Source organism: Luteimonas dalianensis (assembly GCF_049339425.1).
GTDB classification, from domain to species: domain Bacteria; phylum Pseudomonadota; class Gammaproteobacteria; order Xanthomonadales; family Xanthomonadaceae; genus Luteimonas; species Luteimonas dalianensis.
In genome coordinates, this window is sequence record NZ_JBMPPO010000006.1 from 127111 (window position 1) to 147340 (window position 20230).

Annotated in this window: 14 protein-coding genes and 1 tRNA gene; 7 read left to right on the plus strand and 8 right to left on the minus strand. The window is 71.6% G+C overall.

Going from position 1 to position 20230, the window contains the following annotated elements; translation table 11 throughout:
* From ACOZ90_RS10220 to ccoN, 5 genes are read right to left on the minus strand one after another with little or no spacing between them, the layout of a single operon-like run.
* The gene (locus tag ACOZ90_RS10220; protein ID WP_422893552.1) at positions 1 to 252 is read right to left on the minus strand and encodes a hypothetical protein; all 252 of its coding nucleotides are present in this window, start codon (positions 250 to 252) and stop codon (positions 1 to 3) included.
* A 41-nt stretch (positions 253 to 293) separates the two neighbouring features.
* Positions 294 to 1238, minus strand: coding sequence for a cytochrome-c oxidase, cbb3-type subunit III (gene ccoP, locus ACOZ90_RS10225; protein WP_422893553.1), 945 nt, complete (start codon positions 1236 to 1238; stop codon positions 294 to 296).
* Entirely contained in the window at positions 1235 to 1375 is a 141-nt protein-coding gene (locus ACOZ90_RS10230) for a cbb3-type cytochrome oxidase subunit 3 (protein ID WP_422893554.1), read from the minus strand. The genes ccoP and ACOZ90_RS10230 overlap by 4 nt, the downstream gene beginning before the upstream one ends.
* Before the next feature lies 1 nt (position 1376).
* The gene (ccoO, locus tag ACOZ90_RS10235) at positions 1377 to 2012 is read right to left on the minus strand and encodes a cytochrome-c oxidase, cbb3-type subunit II (protein ID WP_422893555.1); all 636 of its coding nucleotides are present in this window, start codon (positions 2010 to 2012) and stop codon (positions 1377 to 1379) included.
* 15 nt (positions 2013 to 2027) lie between these two features.
* Positions 2028 to 3506 carry a cytochrome-c oxidase, cbb3-type subunit I gene (gene ccoN / locus ACOZ90_RS10240; protein WP_422893556.1) on the minus strand — a complete coding sequence of 493 codons (1479 nt, stop codon included), beginning with the start codon at positions 3504 to 3506 and terminating at the stop codon, positions 2028 to 2030.
* A 240-nt stretch (positions 3507 to 3746) separates the two neighbouring features.
* Between ccoN and ACOZ90_RS10245 the strand changes: the two genes are divergently transcribed.
* Positions 3747 to 3822 (plus strand) — tRNA-Lys (locus tag ACOZ90_RS10245).
* A gap of 144 nt (positions 3823 to 3966) precedes the next feature.
* Positions 3967 to 4653 carry a response regulator transcription factor gene (locus ACOZ90_RS10250; RefSeq protein ID WP_422893557.1) on the plus strand — a complete coding sequence of 229 codons (687 nt, stop codon included), beginning with the start codon at positions 3967 to 3969 and terminating at the stop codon, positions 4651 to 4653.
* A 72-nt stretch (positions 4654 to 4725) separates the two neighbouring features.
* On the opposite strand, the gene recQ is transcribed toward ACOZ90_RS10250, so the two are convergent.
* Positions 4726 to 6567 carry a DNA helicase RecQ gene (gene recQ / locus ACOZ90_RS10255; RefSeq protein WP_422893558.1) on the minus strand — a complete coding sequence of 614 codons (1842 nt, stop codon included), beginning with the start codon at positions 6565 to 6567 and terminating at the stop codon, positions 4726 to 4728.
* A 160-nt stretch (positions 6568 to 6727) separates the two neighbouring features.
* Here recQ and hrpA point away from each other — a divergent pair, with 160 nt between their 5' ends.
* Positions 6728 to 10741 (plus strand): ATP-dependent RNA helicase HrpA, encoded by a 4014-nt coding sequence (hrpA, locus tag ACOZ90_RS10260; protein ID WP_422893559.1) that lies wholly within the window; start codon positions 6728 to 6730, stop codon positions 10739 to 10741.
* On the opposite strand, the gene ACOZ90_RS10265 is transcribed toward hrpA, so the two are convergent.
* Positions 10734 to 11246: a hypothetical protein gene (locus ACOZ90_RS10265; protein WP_422893560.1), complete on the minus strand. Its 513-nt coding sequence runs from the start codon at positions 11244 to 11246 to the stop codon at positions 10734 to 10736. The genes hrpA and ACOZ90_RS10265 overlap by 8 nt on opposite strands.
* A gap of 39 nt (positions 11247 to 11285) precedes the next feature.
* Between ACOZ90_RS10265 and ACOZ90_RS10270 the strand changes: the two genes are divergently transcribed.
* Both ACOZ90_RS10270 and ACOZ90_RS10275 read left to right on the plus strand, forming a co-directional pair.
* Positions 11286 to 13460: a RelA/SpoT family protein gene (locus ACOZ90_RS10270; protein ID WP_422893671.1), complete on the plus strand. Its 2175-nt coding sequence runs from the start codon at positions 11286 to 11288 to the stop codon at positions 13458 to 13460.
* A gap of 51 nt (positions 13461 to 13511) precedes the next feature.
* Entirely contained in the window at positions 13512 to 15047 is a 1536-nt protein-coding gene (locus ACOZ90_RS10275) for a hypothetical protein (protein ID WP_422893561.1), read from the plus strand.
* Between the two features lie 3 nt (positions 15048 to 15050).
* Here ACOZ90_RS10275 and ACOZ90_RS10280 read toward each other — a convergent pair whose 3' ends face one another.
* Complete coding sequence (locus ACOZ90_RS10280) at positions 15051 to 17141, minus strand: glycosyltransferase (RefSeq protein WP_422893562.1); 2091 nt, start codon at positions 17139 to 17141, stop codon at positions 15051 to 15053.
* Positions 17142 to 17266: 125 nt separating this feature from the next.
* On the opposite strand from ACOZ90_RS10280, the gene mrcB reads away from it, so the two are divergent.
* Both mrcB and ACOZ90_RS10290 read left to right on the plus strand, forming a co-directional pair.
* Positions 17267 to 19708, plus strand: a complete 2442-nt coding sequence (mrcB, locus tag ACOZ90_RS10285) for a penicillin-binding protein 1B (protein WP_422893563.1) — start codon at positions 17267 to 17269, stop codon at positions 19706 to 19708.
* The gene (locus ACOZ90_RS10290) at positions 19705 to 20226 is read left to right on the plus strand and encodes a hypothetical protein (protein WP_422893564.1); all 522 of its coding nucleotides are present in this window, start codon (positions 19705 to 19707) and stop codon (positions 20224 to 20226) included. Before mrcB ends, ACOZ90_RS10290 begins: the two co-directional genes overlap by 4 nt.
* Positions 20227 to 20230 lie beyond the last annotated feature (4 nt).

Sequence of the window (20230 nt, forward strand, 5' to 3'; positions counted from 1 at the left end):
TCAGTCGCCGGTCAGCGTCCGGTTGAAGCGGCTGGCGGGGCGCAGCAGCCACCACGTGAACAGGCTGGAGGACGCCGTAGCCAGCCAGAACATGAAGAAGCCGATCGTGTAGCCCATGGTCCGGCTGATCGCCAGGCCCGGGAACGTCATGTCGCGCAGCTCAAGCGGGTCGACGTGCGCGAACAGCACCATCGTCGCCACGCCGGCAGCAAAAAAGCTCGGCCACAGGATCGCGCCGAGCCTTTGCGCCATCGGCCGGGGCGGATGCTCCGGCGCCGATGGGGGCAGCGGGGTCACCGCTGCCCGCTCCCCGCCGCCGGCGGGGCGGTGCCTTCCGGCGGATTGGACAGCGACCAGACGTAGGCCGCCACCAGCCGCGCGCGGGTTTCACCCAGCAGGTCGCGATGCGGCGGCATGACGCCGTGCCGGCCCTCGGCGATGGTCCTGTGCAGCGCATCGGTACCGCCGCCGTACAGCCAGCTGCCGGTGGTCAGGTCCGGCGCGCCCAGCATCTGGTTGCCCACGCCGCCCTCGTTGTGGCAGGCCACGCAGAGCCCTTCGAACAGGCTCTCGCCGCGGGTGGCGAAGTAGTCGCGCGGCGCGTCGGGCTGCGACAGCGAGCGGGTGTAGGCCACGATCTGGGTCATCGCCTGGTCGCCGCCCATGCCCACCAGCACCGACTCCCAGCCCGGCATGATGCCTTCGCGGCCGTCCAGGATGGTGGTCAGGATGTCCTCGGGCTCGCCGCCCCAGTTCCAGATGCCGTCGGTGAGGTTGGGGTAGCCCACGGCACCCTGCGCGGTCGAGCCATGGCAGGTGGCGCAGGTGTTGGCGAAGATCGAGCGGCCCAGCTCCAGCGCCTCGTCGTTGCGCGCCAGTACCGGGATCGGCTGGCCGGCGTGCACCGCGAAGGTTTCCTCCAGCACGGCGTCGTTCTTCGCCCGCTGCTCGTCGTGCTCGCCGGCGGACGTCCAGCCGCCCAGGCCGGGCAGGTTGCCCATGCCCGGATACCAGGCCAGGTAGCCGATGGCGAAGATGATGGTCAGGTAGAACAGGTTGATCCACCACTTGGGCAGCGGCTTGTTGTACTCGGTGATGTCACCGTCCCAGACGTGGCTGGTATCGGTGGGCGCGGGATCGCCCGGGCGCCGGCGCGCCGTCCACCACAGCAGCCACGCGTAGCCGATGATGTGTGCCACCACCAGCACGATCACGAACAGGGACCAGCCCTGGCTCATCGCACGTTCTCCTGATCATCTTCCAGCGGCAGCCGGGCCGCCTCGTCGAAGCTGTGTTTGCGCCGCGGGCTCCAGGCCCAGATCCAGCCGCCCACGAACAGCACCAGCAACACCACGGTCACGATTCCGGACACCATCTCACTGCCCCCTGGGTGCATTGCGGCCAAGGCCCTGCAGGTAGGCCACGACGGCGTCCAGTTCGGTCTTGCCGCGCACCTCTTCGGCGGCTCCGGCCACCTGCTCGTCGCTGTAGGGGTCGCCCAGGCGCTGCAGGGTGCGCACGCGGCTTGCGACCTTCTCCGGGTTGACCATGTTGCGGTCCAGCCAGGGGTAGGACGGCATGTTGGACTCGGGCACCACGTCGCGCGGGTTGATCAGGTGCACCCGGTGCCAGTCGTCCGAGTAGCGGCCGCCCACGCGCGCCAGGTCGGGGCCGGTGCGCTTGGAACCCCACTGGTGCGGGCGGTCGTAGACCGACTCGCCGGCCAGCGAGTAGTGGCCGTAGCGCTCGGTCTCGAAGCGCAGGGTGCGGACCATCTGCGAGTGGCAGTTGTAGCAGCCTTCGCGCACGTAGACGTCGCGGCCGGCCAGCTCCAGCGGCGGGTAGGGCTCGACCCCGGGCAGCGGCTCGATCGCCTCGGCCTGGTGCATCAGCGGCACGATCTCGACCAGGCCGCCCATGGCGACCACCACCGCGATCAGTACCGCCATCAGGCCGATGTTCTTCTCGACCTTCTCGTGCGGGTTGTTGGGCGTGTTGTTGTCGTTGCTCATGTTCGTATCCAGGCGTCAGGCGCGAACGTTGGTCGCGTCGGGCGGCAGCACCGGCTGCGGTGCCCGCGTGTCGCGGGCGGCTGCGAACGTCTTCCACGTGTTCACGGCCATCAGCACCATGCCGCTCACCACCAGCACGCCGCCCAGCAGGCGCACGAAGTAGTAGGGGTAGGTGGCGTTGAGCGCCTCGACGAAGGAGTAGGTCAGGGTGCCGTCGTCGTTGGTGGCGCGCCACATCAGGCCCTGCATGACGCCGGCGATCCACATCGAGGCGATGTACAGCACCACGCCGATGGTGTGCACCCAGAAGTGGGCGTCGATCCACTTCACCGAGTACATGGTCTCCCGGCCCAGCAGGCGCGGCATCAGCGCGTAGATCGAGCCGATCGAGATCATCGCCACCCAGCCCAGCGCGCCGGCGTGCACGTGGCCCACCGTCCAGTCGGTGTAGTGGGACAGCGAGTTGACGGTCTTGATCGACATCATCGGCCCCTCGAAGGTGGCGATCATGTAGAAGCTGATCGCGACGATGAGGAACTTCAGGATCGGGTCGGTGCGCAGCTTGTGCCACACGCCCGACAGGGTGAGGATGCCGTTGATCGCGCCGCCCCAGCTGGGGGCCAGCAGGATCAGCGAGAACACCATGCCCACCGACTGCACCCAGTCGGGCAGGGCGGTGTAGTGCAGGTGGTGCGGGCCGGCCCACATGTAGATGGAGATCAGCGCCCAGAAGTGCACGATCGACAGCCGGTAGGAGTACACCGGGCGCCCGGCCTGCTTGGGCACGTAGTAGTACATCATGCCCAGGAAGCCGGCGGTCAGCAGGAAGCCCACCGCGTTGTGGCCGTACCACCACTGCACCATCGCATCGACCGCGCCGGTGTAGATGATGTAGGACTTGTCCAGCCCGGCCGGCAGGGCCAGGTTGTTGACGATGTGCAGCAGGGCGATGGCGATGATGTAGGCGCCGTAGAACCAGTTCGCCACGTAGATGTGCGAAACCCGGCGCTTGGCGATGGTGCCGAAGAACAGCACCGCGTAGGCCACCCACACCACCGTGATGGCGATGTCGATCGGCCACTCCATCTCCGCGTATTCCTTGCTCTGGGTGTAGCCCAGCGGCAGGGTGATGGCCACCGCGACGATGATCGCCTGCCAGCCCCAGAACACGAACGCGGCCAGCTTGTCGCTGATGACCCGCACATGGCAGGTGCGCTGGACCACGTGCAGGCTGGTGGCGAACAGCGCGCTGCCGCCGAAGGCGAAGATCACCGCGTTGGTGTGCAGCGGGCGCAGCCGGCCGTAGCTGAGCCACGGAATGCCTTCGAACAGCGTGGGCCAGTACAGCTGGGCGGCGATGACCACGCCCACCAGCATGCCGACGATGCCCCAGACCACCGTGGCGACGGCGAACTGCAGCACCACCTTGTCGTTGTAGTAGCCCTTGGTTGTGGAATCGGCCGGCCCCGCGCTGGGGTCGATGGCCGCGCTCATGCTGGATTCTGCCATGGTGGGGGTGGTCTCTGGTCCGGGCGATATTGTTGCGGCTGGAGGGCGTCCCGCGCTTGATCTGGATCAAGGCGGAAAACCGCACCTTCCTGACGACCGGTGCCGCGGGACGCTGCCCCCGCGCGCTCCATCGCCGGCCCGGGGTGACCCCGAACCGTTGCCGCGTGTAAAATCGGTCCCATTGTAGGCCGTCCGCAAGCGAAATGCAGGCTGGTCCACGCCTCCGGGCCGTTAGCTCAGTCGGTAGAGCATCGGACTTTTAATCCGCTGGTCGATGGTTCGAATCCATCACGGCCCACCAGCTTCGCGGTCTTCTCCGGCAGGGCGTCGAAAGGCCTTCCGGCGCCGGATTCACGTCCGCATTCGACCAAAGTCGAAGGTGCCCGGGCCATCGGCAGCATCACCGGCGCCGGGCGTGCAGGGCAGGGGTGCAGCAGCAGGGTTGATGGATACGCAATCAGGTCAGGTCAATACCGGAGCCAGGCTCGCGGTGGTCGAGGACGATCCCGAATACCGGGATGCGATCCTTGTGCCGGTGCTGTCGCGCGCGGGGTTCCAGGTGCGGGGCATGGGCAGCGCGCTGGAGCTGTACCGGGCGATGCTCGCCGATCCCTACGACCTGGTCGTGCTGGACGTGGGCCTGCCTGACGACGACGGCTTTTCCATCGCCCGCCACCTGCGCGGGCTGTCGCCCTCGATCGGGATCGTGATGCTCACCGGGCGCAGCTCGGCAGCCGACCGCATGCGCGGGCTGGAGGCGGGCGTTGACGCCTACGTGTCCAAGCCTGCCGACCTGCGGGAGCTGGCCGCCACCCTGCGCAACCTCGGCAACAGGGTCTCGGCCGAAACCGGCGCCGCCGCGCCGGCCGTGGAGCCGGCCCAGGTTCGTCCGCCAGCGCCGGGCGCCAGCGGCTGGCGGCTGGACGAGGGCGGCTGGAAGATCCTGTCCCCCGACGGGGGCGAAGTGGTGCTGGGCCTGGCCGAGCGGCGGATCATGGAAACGCTGGCCGCCACCCCCGGATCGCCCGTGCCGCGGGATGCCCTGATCGGGCTGCTGGTGGAAAACATCCACGACTTCGACCCCCACCGGCTGGACCGCCGCGTGGAGATCGAGGTCGGCGGCCAGCGCTGAGCGTTCCGCGTCGGAAGTTTTGACGGCCGCGCCCCCGTCGATCACCAGGATGGGCGGGGCGCGGCCGTCTTTTCATGGCGTGTCCATCACCGTCTCCAGCACCATCTCCCCGTAGCGGGCCAGCTTGCCGGCACCGATGCCGCCGACGCCGGCAAGCTCGGCCTCCGAGGCCGGGCGGGTGGCGGCAATCTCCCGCAGCGTGCTGTCGTGGAAGATCACGTACGCGGGCACGCCCTGCTCGCGCGCCAGCTCCGCGCGCAGCTGGCGCAGGGCCTCGAACAAGGGCAGGTCGGCGGGCGCCAGCTCCAGCTCCGGTGCCGGCGTGCGTGCGTTGCGGCTGCGCTCGCGCTCGCGGCGCGGCGGCGCGACCTTGCGCAGCAGCACCTGCTGTTCGCCCCTGAGCACCGGGCGGCTGGCCGCGGTCAGCCGCAGCCCGCCGTAGCCTTCGGCGTCCACTTCCAGCAGGCCGTGGGCCACCAGCTGGCGGAACACGCCGCGCCAGCTGCGCGCGTCGATGTCGCTGCCGATGCCGTAGGTGCTCAGCCGGTCGTGGCCGAACTGCTGGATCTTCGCGTTTTCCGAGCCGCGCAGGATGTCGATCACGTGGGCGGCGCCGAAGCGTTGGCCGCTCCGGTACACCGCGCTCATGGCCTTGCGCGCGGCCTCGGTGGCGTCCCAGCTTTCGGGCGGCTGCAGGCAGTTGTCGCAGTTCCCGCAGCCGGCGGAGGCGCCGTCGGCGGGCGCGTAGTCCTCCCCGAAGTTGGCCAGCAGCACCTCGCGCCGGCAGCGCATCGACTCGCAGTAGCCCACCAGGGCGTCGAGCTTGCGGTGCTCTAGGCGCTTGCGCTCCTCGCCCGATTCGGACTGTTCGATCATCTGCCGCAGCAGCACCAGGTCGGCCAGGCCGTAGCACATCCAGGCGTCGGCCGGCTCGCTGTCGCGGCCGGCGCGGCCGGTTTCCTGGTAATAGCCCTCGATCGACTTGGGCAGGTCCATGTGGGCCACGAAGCGCACGTCCGGCTTGTCGATGCCCATGCCAAAGGCAATGGTGGCCACCACCACCACGCCCTCTTCGAGCAGGAACCGGCGCTGGTTGGCGGCGCGTTCGGCCGCCGGCATGCCCGCGTGGTAGGGCACGGCGTCGAATCCGTTGGCGACCAGGAAGTCCGCGAATTCCTCCACCTTGCGCCGTGACAGGCAGTAGACGATGCCGGCCTGCCCCTCGCGCCCGCCCATGAAGTCCAGCAGCTGGCGCCTGGCGCTGTCCTTCTGCACCACCGCGTAGCGGATGTTGGCGCGGTCGAACGAGCTGACGAAGCGCCGCGCGTCCTCCAGCTGCAGGCGTTCGGCGATCTCGCGCTGGGTCGGCGGGTCGGCAGTGGCGGTCAGGGCGACCCGCGGCACCTGCGGCCAGCGCTCGTGCAGGATGGTCAGCTCGCGGTACTCGGGCCGGAAATCGTGGCCCCATTGCGACACGCAGTGGGCCTCGTCGATCGCGAACAGTGCGATCCGGGCGCGGTCGAGCAGGGACAGGAAGCGCGCTGTCAGCAGGCGCTCGGGGGCGACGTAGAGCAGGTCCAGCTCGCCGGCCAGCAGCTGGCGCTCGATCGCCTGGGCCTGCTCCAGCTCCAGGGTGGAGTTGAGGTAGGCGGCGCGCACGCCCAGCTGCAGCAGGGCCTCCACCTGATCCTGCATCAGCGCGATCAGCGGTGAAACCACCACCGCGGTGCCGTCCCGCAGCAGCGCCGGCAGCTGGTAGCACAGCGATTTGCCGCCGCCGGTGGGCATGAGCACCAGGGCGTCGTTGCCGGCGGCGAGGTGGTCGACGATCGCGGCCTGTTCGCCGCGGAACGCGGAGTGGCCGAAGACGCGCTGCAGGGTCTCCAGCGCGCGTGGATGCTGGGGGAGTGACATGCCACTAGGATACCGGCCGTCCCGTGGCCGGCCCATCGGTGAACCGCCCGGCCCGGGGTCGGGCATCGCCGCCGTCACGGGCGCGGCAGCCTCCATAGGGCGACAATGGATGGCCGCAGCCGGTTGATTCCACGCGCCAGGCGCCCAACTCCAGTACACGATGAAGTCCCCCGATTCTTCCAGCGGCACGCCCCGCCAGGCCCGGCGCGCGATCGACGGCGCGATGGCGCGCGACCGCGGCCGCCTGATCGGCCTGTGGTCGAAGTGGAATGCCGAACCGGCGCGGGCCGAGGCGCGCGAACGCTTCGAGCAGGCCCTGCAGGCCTCGGTGGCCGAGTGCGGCGAGCGGGCCGCGCGGCTGCCGCAGGCTCAGGTGGACGCTTCGCTGCCGATCGCAGCCCACGCCGAGCGCCTGGTGGAGCTGATCCGCGACCACCAGGTGGTGGTGGTGGCCGGGGAGACCGGCTCGGGCAAGACCACCCAGTTGCCCAAGCTGTGCCTGGCGGCCGGGCGCGGGGCCGCGGGGACGATCGGTTGCACCCAGCCGCGCCGGATCGCAGCGCGTGCGGTGGCGCGGCGGGTGGCGGAGGAGTTGCAGGTGCCGCTGGGCGGGGCGGTGGGCTTCCAGGTCCGCTTCAGCGATCACGCCAGCGCGGAGACGGCGGTGAAGTTCATGACCGACGGCATCCTGCTGGCCGAGATCGCTTCGGACCGCTGGCTGTCGGCCTACGACACGATCATCATCGACGAGGCCCACGAGCGCAGCCTCAACATCGATTTCCTGCTGGGATACCTCAAGCAGTTGCTGAAGCGGCGGCCGGACCTGAAGCTGATCGTCACCTCGGCCACCATCGACACCGGGCGATTCGCCGAACATTTCGCCGATGCGCCGGTGGTGGACGTGGAGGGGCGCGGATACCCGGTGGAGGTCCGGTACCGGCCGCTGGAAGGGGAGGGCGAGGACGAGGGCCAGCGCAGCGTGCTCGACGGCGTCGTCGCCGCCTGCGACGAAATCATGCGCGAGCGCGGCACCGGCGACACCCTGGTGTTCCTGCCCGGCGAGCGCGAGATCCGCGACGCGCACCGGGCGCTGGAGCAGCGCAAATACCGCCATACCGAGGTGCTGCCGCTGTACGCGCGGCTGTCGGCGCGCGACCAGGACCGGGTGTTCAATCCGGGGCCGCAGCGGCGGATCGTGCTGGCGACCAACGTGGCCGAGACTTCGCTCACCGTGCCGCGCATCCATTACGTGGTCGATCCGGGGCTGGCCCGGGTCAAGCGCTACAGCCCGCGGCAGAAGCTGGACCGGCTGCACGTGGAGCCGGTGTCGCAGGCCAGCGCCGACCAGCGCAAGGGTCGCTGCGGGCGGGTGGCGCCGGGGACCTGCATCCGGCTGTACGCGGAGGCGGATTTCCTGGCCCGGCCGGCGTACACCGATCCGGAAATCCGCCGTGCGGCGCTGGCCGGGGTGATCCTGCGCATGCGCTCGCTCGGGCTGGGGGAGGAAGGCGGTGGCGGGCGGCGAGGCCGCGGGCGGGGCCGGGGTGGGGCGAAGCCCAATCCACGCCTGGTCGAGGACTTCCCGTTCATCGACCCGCCCGATCCGCGTGCGGTCGCCGACGGCTGGCAGCAGTTGACCGAACTGGGCGCGGTGGACGAGGACCGGCGGCTGACCGCGACTGGCCATTCCATGGCCAGGCTGCCGGTGGACGTGAAGCTGGCGCGGATGCTGGTGGCCGCGCAGGCGCATGGCTGCCTGCGCGAAATGCTGGTGGTGGCCTCCTTCCTCGGCATCCAGGACCCGCGCGAGCGGCCCGCCGACCAGCGCGCGGCGGCCGACAATGCGCATGCGGTGTTTGCCGATCCGAAGTCGGAGTTCGTCGGCATCCTGAAGCTGTGGGAGGCGTACCGGCAGGCGCACGAGGACCTGACCCAGTCGCAGCTGCGGCGCTGGTGCACGAAGCATTTCCTCGGTTTCCTGCGCATGCGCGAGTGGCGCGAACTGCACCGGCAGCTGAAGCTGCAGTGCGCGGAGCTGGGGTGGAGCGAGAAGGCGGTCGGGGCTGCGAAGGCAGGACAGGATCCGTCGGGCGGCTCGCCGCCTGGCCTGGATGCCGCGTCGTACGTGGTCCTCCACCGCGCCCTGATCGCCGGATTGCCGACCCAGATCGGCAAGCGCGCCGACAGTGGCCTGTACGAAGGCCCGCGTGGTCGCAAATTCCAGCTGTTCCCCGGCTCAAACCTGGCGCGCAAGCCGCCGCCGTGGGTGCTTTCGGCAACGCTGCTGGACACGGAGAAGGTGTGGGCGCTGACCAACGCCGCGATCGAGCCGGAATGGGCGATCGCTGAATTGCCGCACCTGCTGGCCCGGCGCCACCACGACCCGCGCTGGTCGCGTTCGCAGGGGCGGGTCATCGGCAGCGAGCAGGTGAGCCTGTTCGGCCTGGTGCTGGCGCCGAAGAAGCCGGTGGACTACGGCCGCCTGTACCCGTCCGAGGCCCGCGCGATTTTCCTGCGCGAAGGCCTCGCGATGGGCGAGGTCAACCTGCGCAGCCCGTTCCTGGCCCGCAACCTGGACGCGCTGGAGCAGGCGCGCGAGGAGGAAGCCAAGCAGCGCCGGGTCGGGCTGGTGGTGGACGAGGACTGGATGGCCGACTGGTATGGCCAGCGGATCCCGTCGGACATCGTCGATGCGCGCTCGCTCGACGCCTGGTACCGCAAGGCTCCCAAGGATGCGCAGCGCACCCTGGAGTGGAGCCGCGACGACCTGCTGGTGGGCGACGAGAGCGACGCGGCGAAGTTCCCGCCGGTGATCGCGCTGGGCGATGCCCGGCTCGACGTGCAGTACCGCTTCGAACCCGGCGCGGTGGACGACGGCATGACCCTGGTGGTGCCGCTGCACCTGCTCAACGCGCTTGATCCGGCCCGGCTGACCTGGCTCGCGCCCGGTTTCTTCGAAGACAAGGCGGCGGCGATGATCCGCTCGCTGCCCAAGGCGCTGCGGCGCAACTTCGTGCCGGCGCCGGACTTCGCGCGGGCATTCGCGCAGGCGCATGTGCAGCCGGAAGCGGACGGTTTCGCCGGCGCGCTGGCGGCGTTCCTGCGCCGGATGACGGGCGTGGAGGTGGCCGGGCTGGATTTCGAAGAGGCCGCGCTCGAGCCGCACCTGCGCATGAACCTGCGCCTGCTCGATACCGGCGGGCGCAAGGTGCTGGCCGAGTCACGCGATCTGGAAGCGCTGCGGGCGCGGTTCGGCAAGCGGGCGGCGGAAGCGTTCTCCGCTCGCGCCGCGAAAGGCATGGCCCGGCAGGGGCTGACCGCGTTCCCGGACGAGCCGGTGCCGGTTTCGGTGCCCGGCGCAGGCGGCGTGGCCGCCTATCCGGCGCTGTCGGACGAGGGTGATTCCGTCGCCCTGGCGGTGCATGCCGACCCGGCCCGGGCCCGCCGCCTGCACCCGGGCGGCGTGCGCCGGCTGCTGCGCATCGCGCTGGAGGTGAAGCTGCGCCAGGCCCGCAAGCAGCTGCCGGTGAAGCCGAAGACCGCGCTGCTGTATGCGGCGATCGAGGCCGCGGGCGGCGTGCGCGAGGGCGACCTGCTGCGCGAAGACCTGGTGGAGGGGGCGTTCGCCGCGCTCACCGTCGACGGCCTAGAGGACGTGCGTGATGCCGGGGCGTTCGCGGATCTGCGTGACCGGGTCGGCCGCGGCGTGTTCGCCGAAGCCACCCGCAGGCTGCGCCTGGCCGAGGAAATCCTGGAGCGGGTGGCCGCGGTGCGCGCCGGCCTGGAGTCGAACCTGATGGGCTGGGCGCGGGCCAACCTCGACGACATGCACGCCCACCTGGCCGCGCTGGCACCGCCGGGCTTCCTGCGCGACGTGCCCGAAACCCTGCTGGCGCAGTACCCGCGCTACCTGCAGGCGCTGGAGCTGCGCGCCGAGCGCGCCTTGCGCGACCCGGTGCGCGACCAGCAGCGGATGCTGGAGCTGGCGCCGTTCGTCCAGGCGCTGATGCAGGCGCGGCTGGAGGGCGCGGGTGACGAGCCCGGCTGGCGCGACTTCCGCCGCGACCTGGAAGAGCTCCGGGTCTCAATCCACGCCCAGGAGCTGGGGGCCCGCGGCAACGTCTCCAGCAAGAAGCTGGCGCGGCGCCTGCAGGCCCTGCAGGAGGTCAGTTGACCCGGCGTACCTTGGCCCGGGTGTTGTAGCCGTCGATGCGCAGGAACCAGGCGCCCAGCATGCCGGGCGAGACGGTGACCTGCGGATCCGTCTTGCGTACGCCTGCCAGCGTGGAGGCGTCGATCTGTTCCCACACCTGGCCGTTGGCCAGGGTGTAGCGCTGGCCGCGGCCGAAGCCCGAGAACTCGCCCACGATACTGCTCTGGAACTCTTCGCGCGGGCCCGAGCTGCCGAACAGGCCGCCGTCGTTGCGCCCGGCCGCCTCGACCTGGGCCTGCTGGCGGCCTTCCTCGCGCGCCTGCTCGACCACCACCGATGTTTCCTCCTCCACCTGCCGCTGCAGCCAGCGGTTGAGGACATCCAGTTCCGCGGCGCTGAGCTTGTCCAGGCCCGCGGCGGCGAACTCCTCGGCGGTCATCTCCTGCTGGAGGGGCTGCTGCGCGAACGCGAGCGGTGCGGCGCATGCCAGCAGGGCGCCGGCGAGCAGGGTGCGGAAACGGGGCATGGGCTGTTCCTCTTCGGCGGACCGCATTAGTGTAAGCACATCCCCCACCAAGAGGCACGAACGGCGGTGTCCGAAGCCCGCACATCGCTCCAGGCCCTGCTGGCACTGCCCGGAGCCGAGACCCTCGCGCCCGGGCTTCGACAGCTGCTGGAGCAGCACGCAGGCGACCCCGATGCGGTGGTCGGACTGGAAGAGCCGTTGCCGGTGCTGGCCGACACCCTGGAGGCGCTGGCACGGCTGGAGGCCGATGCCGACATGGTCGCAGCGGCGGTGCTGGTCGCGGTGCGCGAATGGGCAGTGCCGCTGGTGTCCCGGATCCAGAAGCAGCATCCGGCCGCCCACGCCCTGATGGACGGCCTGCAGGCCAGCGGCCAGGTCTGGGACCTGCACGCCGAGCGCAGCGGGCGCGGCAACCAGGAGGGCCTGCGGCGCCTGCTGCTGGCGATCGTGCGCGACCTGCGGGTGGTGCCGATCCTGCTGGCGCAGCAGCTGGCGCACATGCGCGCGGCGGCGGACGGGCCCGAAGAACACCGCCTGGCGCTGGCGGCCCTGACCCGCGACATCCACGCCCCGCTGGCCAACCGGCTGGGCATCTGGCAGCTCAAGTGGGAGCTGGAGGACCTGGCCTTCCGCTACCTGGAGCCGGAGACCTACCACCGCATCGCCGGGCTGCTGGACGACAAGCGCGAAGGCCGCGAACGCTATATCGAACAGGTTCGCAAGCAGCTGGCCCGGGCCATGGCCGCGCAGGGCATCCGTGCCGAAATTGACGGCCGGCCCAAGCACATCTACAGCATCTGGAAGAAGATGCAGCGCAAGAACGTGCCGTTCGGCGAGCTCTACGACCTGCGCGCGGTGCGCGTGCTGGTGGACGACGTGGGCGCCTGCTACGCCGCGCTGGGCGTGGTGCACGCGCTGTGGACGCCGATCCCCAGCGAGTTCGACGACTACATCGCCCGGCCCAAGCGCAACGACTACCGTTCCCTGCATACCGCCGTGGTGGGGCCGGAGGGCAAGAACCTGGAAGTGCAGATCCGCACCTTCCAGATGCACGAGCAGGCCGAGCTGGGCGTGGCCGCGCACTGGCGCTACAAGGAGGGCGGCGCGGGCGACGCGGCGCTGGAGCGCAAGATCGAGTGGATGCGCCGGCTGCTGGATTCACACCAGGAGGGCGGGGAAGATGCGTCGCTGGCAAGCGCCCTGGACACCGAGCTGGTCGAGGACCGCATCTACACCCTGACCCCGATGGGCGAGGTGATAGACCTGCCGCACGGGGCCACGCCGCTGGACTTCGCCTATCACGTGCACACCATGGTCGGGCACCGCTGCCGGGGGGCCAAGGTCAACGGCCGGATCGTCCCGCTTGACCACCGGCTTGCCAGTGGCGACCGCGTCGAGATCCTGACCGGCAAGACGGCCGAGCCGCGCCGCGACTGGCTGGTGGCCGCCAACGGATACCTGGCCAGCGCACGCTCGCGCGAGAAGGTGCGCAACTGGTTCCACAAGCTCGACCGGGCCCGCAACGAGCAGGACGGGCGCGAGCTGCTGGATCGCGAGTTCAAGCGCGTGGGCCTGCAGCATGCGGATCCGGGGCCGGCCCTGCGCAAGTTTCGCGTCGCCAGCATCGAGGATCTGTACGTGCTGGTGGCGCTGGGAGACGTCGGCCCGCACCAGGTCACCCGGGCCCTGCTGGAGCACGAGGCCGAGGCCAGGCGCAGCGAGGAGCCGCCGGTGGCCGCGCCCAGGCCGCCGCGGCGCCGGCCGGCGGGCAGCGCCGAGTTCAGCGTGGTCGGGGTCGACAACCTGCTGGTGCAGGTGGCCCGCTGCTGCCACCCGGTGCCGGGAGAGCAGATTGGCGGCTACCTCACGCGCGGGCGCGGCGTCAGCGTCCACCGCCGCGATTGCCCGGCCTACCTGCGCCTGGTCTCGCGTGAACCGCAGCGCGCGCTGCCGGTGGAGTGGGGCAGCGCCAGCGGCGCGCAGGAGGTGGCGGTGGCGGTGGAGGGCGTGGATCGCAAGTACCTGCTCAAGGATCTGACCACCCTGATCGCCCAGGAGGATGCCCACGTGCATGCGATCAGCAGCGAGCGCATGGGCGGGTCGGGGCTGGTGCGGCTGCGCCTGCAGGTGCGGGTGCGCGACTTCGGGCAGCTGTCCAGGCTGCTGGGGAGGATGGAAGCCATCCCCGGCGTGGAGCGCGCCTACCGCTCCTGATCCAGGCGGCTCACGCCGCCGTTCATCGCCTGCTCTTATGCTTGGCCGGTGATGCGCGCGCAGGAACAGATGTCGTCCACCCGGGAACCGGACAGCGGAGGCTCGCGGCCGCCCGACGACTTCCTCCGGCGCAACTGGCCGTGGATGGCGGCGGCGGGTGGTTTGCTGCTGCTCGTGCTGCTGGCGGTCAGGCAGCCGCTGGCGGAGCGGTTGTGGCCACAGAACTCCGCCCAGCAGGCCCTGTCCGAAGCCGACGCCGCCCTGGCGCGCGGCCATCTCAGCGCCGCCGACGGCAGCGGTGCGCGTGAACTGTACGAGGCGGCGCTGGCGATGGATCCCGACCGCCCCGGGCCGCGGCAGGGGCTGGCCAACGTGGCCCGGGCGGCGCTGGACGTTGCCCGGCGGGAAACCGGCGCGGGCAACTTCACCGCCGCCCACGATGCCCTGCGCCTTGCGCGCGAGCTGTCCGCGCCGCGGGCCGATACCGACGCGGTCGCTGCCGCCCTGCGCGAGCGCGAGATCGCCGGGGCCGGCCTGGACGAGCTGTGGGAACGGGCGGAAGAGGCGTACCGGGACGGGCGCCTGCACGGGGCCAACGATGCGGCGCTGCCGCTGTACCGGCGCATCCTGCGTCTGGATCCCGCCCACCTGGGCGCGCTGCGCGGGCGCGATGACGCGGTGGCCGAGCTGCTGCAGCAGGCCCGTGCGTCGCTGCGCGGCGGGGAGCTGGCCGAGGCGGCTGCGCTGATCGCGCTGTCGAGTGGGTTCGACCCGGGCCACATGGATCTGCCCGACACCCGGGCGCGCCTGACCGAGGAGTACGACGCCATCCTGGCCCTGGCGGGCGAGGAGCTGGAAAACGGGCGCCTGGAGCGTGCGGCCGAGCTCTACCGTGCGCTGCTTGCGATGGACGCCGATGACGATTCGGCGGCGGCCGGCCTGATCCAGGTCGGCCGGGCGCTGGGGCGCCGTGCGGATCGGCTGGCGGTGGAATACCGGTTCGCCGAGGCCGAAGCGGCCCTGGCCCGGGCGCGCGAGCTGGCGCCCGGCGACGGGCAGCTGCGGGCGGTGGCCGAACGCATCGAGGCATCACGTGCGCTCCACGCGCGGGTGGATCCGGCGCAGTCTCCCGCCGAGCGCCGGCAGCGGGTCGCGGTGCTGCTCGAGGAAATCGCCGCGGCGGAAGAGCGCGGCGAACTGCTGGAGCCGCCCGGCGGCAACGCCTACGACAAGCTGCACGCGGCCCGTTCAATCGCCCCCGATGACCCGCAGGTGATTGAAACCCGGGTGCGCCTGCTGGAAACGGCCACGGACTGCTTCGAACGCGAGCTGCGCAGCAACAGCCTCGGCCGCGCGGGCGCCTGCCTGGACGCGCGCACGGCGCTCACCGACGACGCCGGCGAACTGGCCACCGCCCGGCAGCGGCTGGCCCAGCGCTGGCTTGCCGTGGGCGACGAGCGCCTTGGCGCCGGCGAGCTGGGCAGGGCCACGTCCGCGCTGCAGTACGCGCGCGAGACCGATCCGTCGGTGCCGGGGCTGGCCGAGTTCAGCGAGCGGCTGCGCACCGCTTCCGCATCGGGGCCCTGACGCTCAGTCGAAGAATACCTCGCGCACGGTGGCGCGCGCGGCATCGGGTGAGAAGTGCCGGCGGATGTTCTCGTGGCCGTGGATACTCAGCTCCATCCACAGCGTGGCGTCGCCGTACAGGCGGATGACCGCGTCGGCGAAACCGTCCGCGTCATCGGCCACCAGCACGTCGTGGCCATGGCGCAGGTGCATGCCTTCCACCGCCGTCGCGGTCGCCACCACCGGCTGGCCGTGGGCCATGCTCAGGTTGATCTTGCCCTTGACCCCGGCGCCATAGCGCAGCGGCGCGATCGCGATCCGGCAGCCATCCATGTACGGGGTGATGTCGGGCACGTAGCCGTGCACGAGCACGCCCGGGTGCTCGCGCAGGGCCTCGATCTCCGGCACCAGGTCGCCGCCGATGCAGTGGAACCGCACGTCCGGCAGCGCGGCGCGCACCCGCGCGAACACCGACTCCACGAACCAGCGCACCGCGTCCACGTTGGGCGGGTGGCGGAACCCGCCCACGAACACCAGGTCGCGGCGCTGCTCGAACGGCCGCCCGGCACCGGCCACCTGGTGCAGGTTGGAGATCACCTCCACCCGCACCTGCGGCGCGTCGCGCGCCAGCAGTTCGCGCTCGGCGGGACTGACCACCAGGGTCACGTCGCTGCGCGCCATCACGTCCAGCTCCAGCGCCTGCGTGCGCATGGCGGTGCGCTGCAGCCGCGCGTCGCCGGCCAGGTCGGCCGCGCGCCGCTCGCGCAGGTAGTGCAGATCCACGCTGTCGAACACCAGCCGCGCCTGCGGAGCATGTTTGCGCAGCAGCGGCAGCAGCCCGCGGGCGACGTAGTGGCGGCTGGCGATCACGCTGGAGAAACGTGGCCCGTGCGCCTTCAGCCAGGCGGGCAGCCCGCCCATGTGCGGCGCGTACCAGGCCTCGATGCCCAGCGCCTGCAGCCGCTCGGTGTCCTCGCCCGCATGGCGGCGGTCGGCGGGAACGAACACCACGTGCGCGCCCTCCTCGCGCAGCAGCCGCATCAGGTTGACCATGCGCAGCGAGCCCGAGTCGCGATCCGGGGTGGGGGTAAGGGCGTCGATCACCAGCACCTGGCGGCCATCGGCGACCGGCTTGAGCGAGTCCGGGGGACTGTCCGGGTGCGAAGCCAGCACCTGCGCCCAGCGCCCGGCGAACACCGGCTGGTTGCGCAGCTGTGCCGATTTCATTCCCGAGGAGAGGTCGTTGCCGGCGCTGGCGCCCTCCACGTGCACCACCCGCGCGTCGGGCTGGCACAGCACCCGGTGGCCGGCGGCGCGCACCCGGAACGCCAGGTCGGTGTCCTCGTAATAGGCCGGCGCGTAGAGCGGATCGAATCCGCCCAGGGACTGGAACAGCGCGCGCGGGATCGCCAGCGCCGCGCCGGAGCAGTAGTCCACCTCGCAGGCGAACCGCAGCAGCGAATGATCCGGATCCGCAAAGCGGCCGCGGCTTTCCCCGCGCCCGTCGCGCAGCACCAGGCCGCCAGACTCCTGCAGGCGGCCGTCGGGATACAGCAGCTGGGCGCCGACCAGGCCGGTGCCCGGATGCTGCTCGAACGTGCGCAGCAGCGCGTCCAGCCAGCCCGGCTGCGGCACGGTGTCGTTGTTGAGGAACACCAGACAGTCGCCCGTGGCCAGCGCGGCGCCGTCGTTGCAGGCGGCGATGAACCCGCCGTTGGCGGGGCGCCGGTGGTAGCGCAGGCCTTCCACCTGCGGCAGTGCCTCGACGGTTTCATCGCTGGAGCCGTCGTCCACCACCACGATCTCGACGCCGGCCTCCGGCGGCGCGGCGGCGATGGCCCGCAGGCAGGCGAGGGTGTGGCCGAACCCGTTGTAGACCGGGATCACGATGGTGGCCCGCGGCTCGGCCGCGCAGGGCACGGAGAACGGGCTGAACGGGCTGGGGTCGGCGGCCAGCAGCGGACGCCGCTGCGGCGGTGCCAGCAGGCCCAGCTGCGCGGTCACCCGCTGCCAGGTCGCCCGCCAGCCGCGCGTGCCCAGGCTGGTCGCGCCCCGGCGCAGCAGTGAAATGGAACGGTCGAGCGCGAAGCGCGCATCGGCCAGGGAAAACGGCATCTGTCCGGAACTCCAGCTGACTGGTCAACGCGGCGCAGGCGCGGCCACAGGGGGGCTGGGCTAGACTGCGCACGGATGACATTGTTGCATTTGCCGGCATCCCGCTGCGGCGGGATCGAGGTTCCATGGCCCGACTGAAGTACGACGAAGACGACCCGCATCCCGACAGCCCGCGCAGCCCCTGGCGCCGCCGCGTGCTGGTCTGGGGGCTGGCGCTGGTGGGGCTGGGGCTCGGCTTCCTCATTCCCTACACGCTGTACCTGAACAGCCTGCTCAGCGAGCAGTTCGCCGCGCTGACCTGGCAGGAGCCGACCCGGGTCTATGCGCGGCCGCTGCAGCTTGCCCCGGGCCTGGCGCTGGACGCGCAGACCCTGCGCCACGAGCTGCAGGCGGCCGGCTACCGCGAGGGTGACGGGCTGCGGCCCGGCACCTGGAACGTCGATGGAGAGGAGGGCCGCTGGCTCATCTCCAGCCACGGTTTCCGTGACGTGGGCGGCCTGGTGGCACCCTCGCAGGTCGAAGTCCGGCTGGCAGGCGGGCGCGTCTCGCGCCTGCGCGACGGCCAGGGCGAGGCGCTGGAGCAGGTGAGGCTCGACCCGGCGCGGATCGCCACCCTGTACGGTGCCCGCCAGGAGGAGCGCCGGATGGTGCGGGTGGAGGACGTGCCCGTGCTGGTGACCGATACCCTGCAGGCGGTGGAGGATCGCGACTTCGCCCGCCACCGCGGCATCGACCTGAGCGGTATGGCCCGCGCGGCCTGGGTCAACCTGCGCACCCGCTCCACCCGCCAGGGCGGCAGCACCCTGACCCAGCAGCTGGCCCGCTCGGGGCTGTTCGGGATCGGCCGCGAGCAGACCTGGTCGCGCAAGTTCAACGAGATTATCTACGCGTTGCTGATCGAGGCCCGCTACGAAAAGGGCATGATCATGGAGACGTACCTGAACCAGGTGTACGTGGGCCAGCGCGGCGCGCAGGCGATCCGCGGCGTGGCCGCCGGCGCCGAGTTCTGGTTCGGCCGCCGGCTGGAGGATCTGGATCCCGAGCACGTGGCGCTGCTGGTGGGCATGATTCGCGGGCCGTCCTGGTACGACCCGCGCCGGCACCCGGAGCGCGCCCGCGAGCGCCGCGACTTCGCCCTGGCGCAGATGCATTCCACCGGGCTGCTTGACGAGGAGGCCTACCAGCGCGCGCTGGCCGCGCCGCTGGGGGTGACCGACCGGCCGGGCAGCCTGGCCGCCAACCGCTTCCCCGCCTACGTGGATCTGGTGCGCCAGCAGCTGGCCAGCGACTACGACGCCAGCGAGCTGCAGGGCGCCGGCCTGAGCGTGATGACGGCGATGTCGCCCTCGGCGCAGGGCTACGCCGAGGGCGCGGTGACGCGCACCATCGAATCACTGGGCAGCGACGACCGGCCCGAACTGCAGTCCGCGCTGGTGCTCACCGACGTGCACAGCGGCGAGGTGCTGGCGGTGGTGGGCAACCGCGATCCGGGCCAGCACGGATTCAACCGCGCGATCGAGGCGCAGCGGCCGGTGGGCTCGCTGCTCAAGCCGTTCGTGTACCTGCTGGCGCTGGCGCTGCCGGGGGACTGGTCGCTGGCCAGCCCGATCGACGATGCGCCGGTGACCGTGACCCTGCCCAACGGCCAGCGCTGGACGCCCGCCAACGCCGACAACCGCAGCCACGGCGTGGTGCCGCTGATGGACGCGCTGGCCCGCTCCTACAACCAGGCCACGGTGCGGCTGGGCATGCAGATCGATCCGCGCCGGCTGGCCGCCCTGATCGGCACCCTGGCCGGGATCGAGGCCCAGCCCAATCCGTCGCTGATCCTGGGTTCGCTCGACCAGAGCCCGTACGCGATGGCCCAGCTCTACCAGTTCCTCGCCTCCGGCGGCGAGTTCCAGACCCTGCGCATGGTGCGCGGGGTGATCAACGACGAAGGGGTGACCGTGAACCGCTACGACCACGGCGTGGGCGAGGCCCAGGCCGGCGACGCGGTGGCCGTGCGACTGGTCACCCTGGCCCTGCAGCGCGCGGTCACCAGCGGCACCGCGCGCCGGCTGGTCGACGACGGCCTGGGGCACCTGCAGGCGGCCGGCAAGACCGGCACCAGCAACGACGGCCGCGACAGCTGGTTCGCCGGCTGGACGGGCGACCACCTGGCGGTGGTGTGGATGGGCAACGACCGCAACGAGGCGACCGGGCTGTACGGCGCCACCGGCGCCATGCGGGTGTGGTCGGACATGTTCTCGCGCCTGCCCAGCGCGCCGCTGGAAGTGGGCGAGGGCGGGCTGGACTGGCGCTGGGTCGCGCACGGGTACAGCACCGACTCCGACTGCCCGCAGGCGCGCCGGTATGCCTTCGTGCCCGGCTTCGCCCCGGCCTACCAGCCGTGCTACCAGGGCCCGCAGGAAGCTGCCGACGGCGCCTACGCCGGCACGCCAGGTGCCACGCCCGCGCCCGCGCCGCGACCGGCGCGGCGCGGCTGGCGCAGCTGGTTCGGCCTGGACGAGCGCGAGCCCACGCAGCCGACGCCGGCTCCCGACCCCCCGGCGATCGAACCATGACGCGCACGGTGAAGTTCTTCCCGGCGGCAGCCGTCATTTCCCTGCTCATCGCCGGCTGTGCGGCCGGCCCCGGACAGCGGGCCGTGCCCGGCGGGCCGGCACCGGCGGAGATGGTGGCCGCCGTCCGCGCCCACGCGGCCGGCGACGACGCCGAGCTGGCGGTGCAGCCGCTGCGCGATCCGCGCGTGGAAGACCTGCGTGCCGATGCGGCGCGGCTGGAGGCGGCCGGCGATTTTGCCGCTGCGGCGGCCGCGCTGGACGAGGCGATGGCGGTGGTGCCCGACGATCCGGCACTGATGCAGGAGCGGGCCGAAGTGGCCCTGCTGCAGGGTGACCGCGCGCTGGCCGGCAGCCTGGCCGAGCGTGCCTACGCGCTGGGCGCCCGGGTCGGCCCGCTGTGCCGGCGGCACTGGGCCACGCTCGAGCAGCTGCGGCTGGGCGAGGGCGATGCGGCGGGCGCCGCGTCCGCCAGCGAGCAGATCCAGGCCTGCCGGGTCACCGGCCCCGTGCGGTACTGAGCGG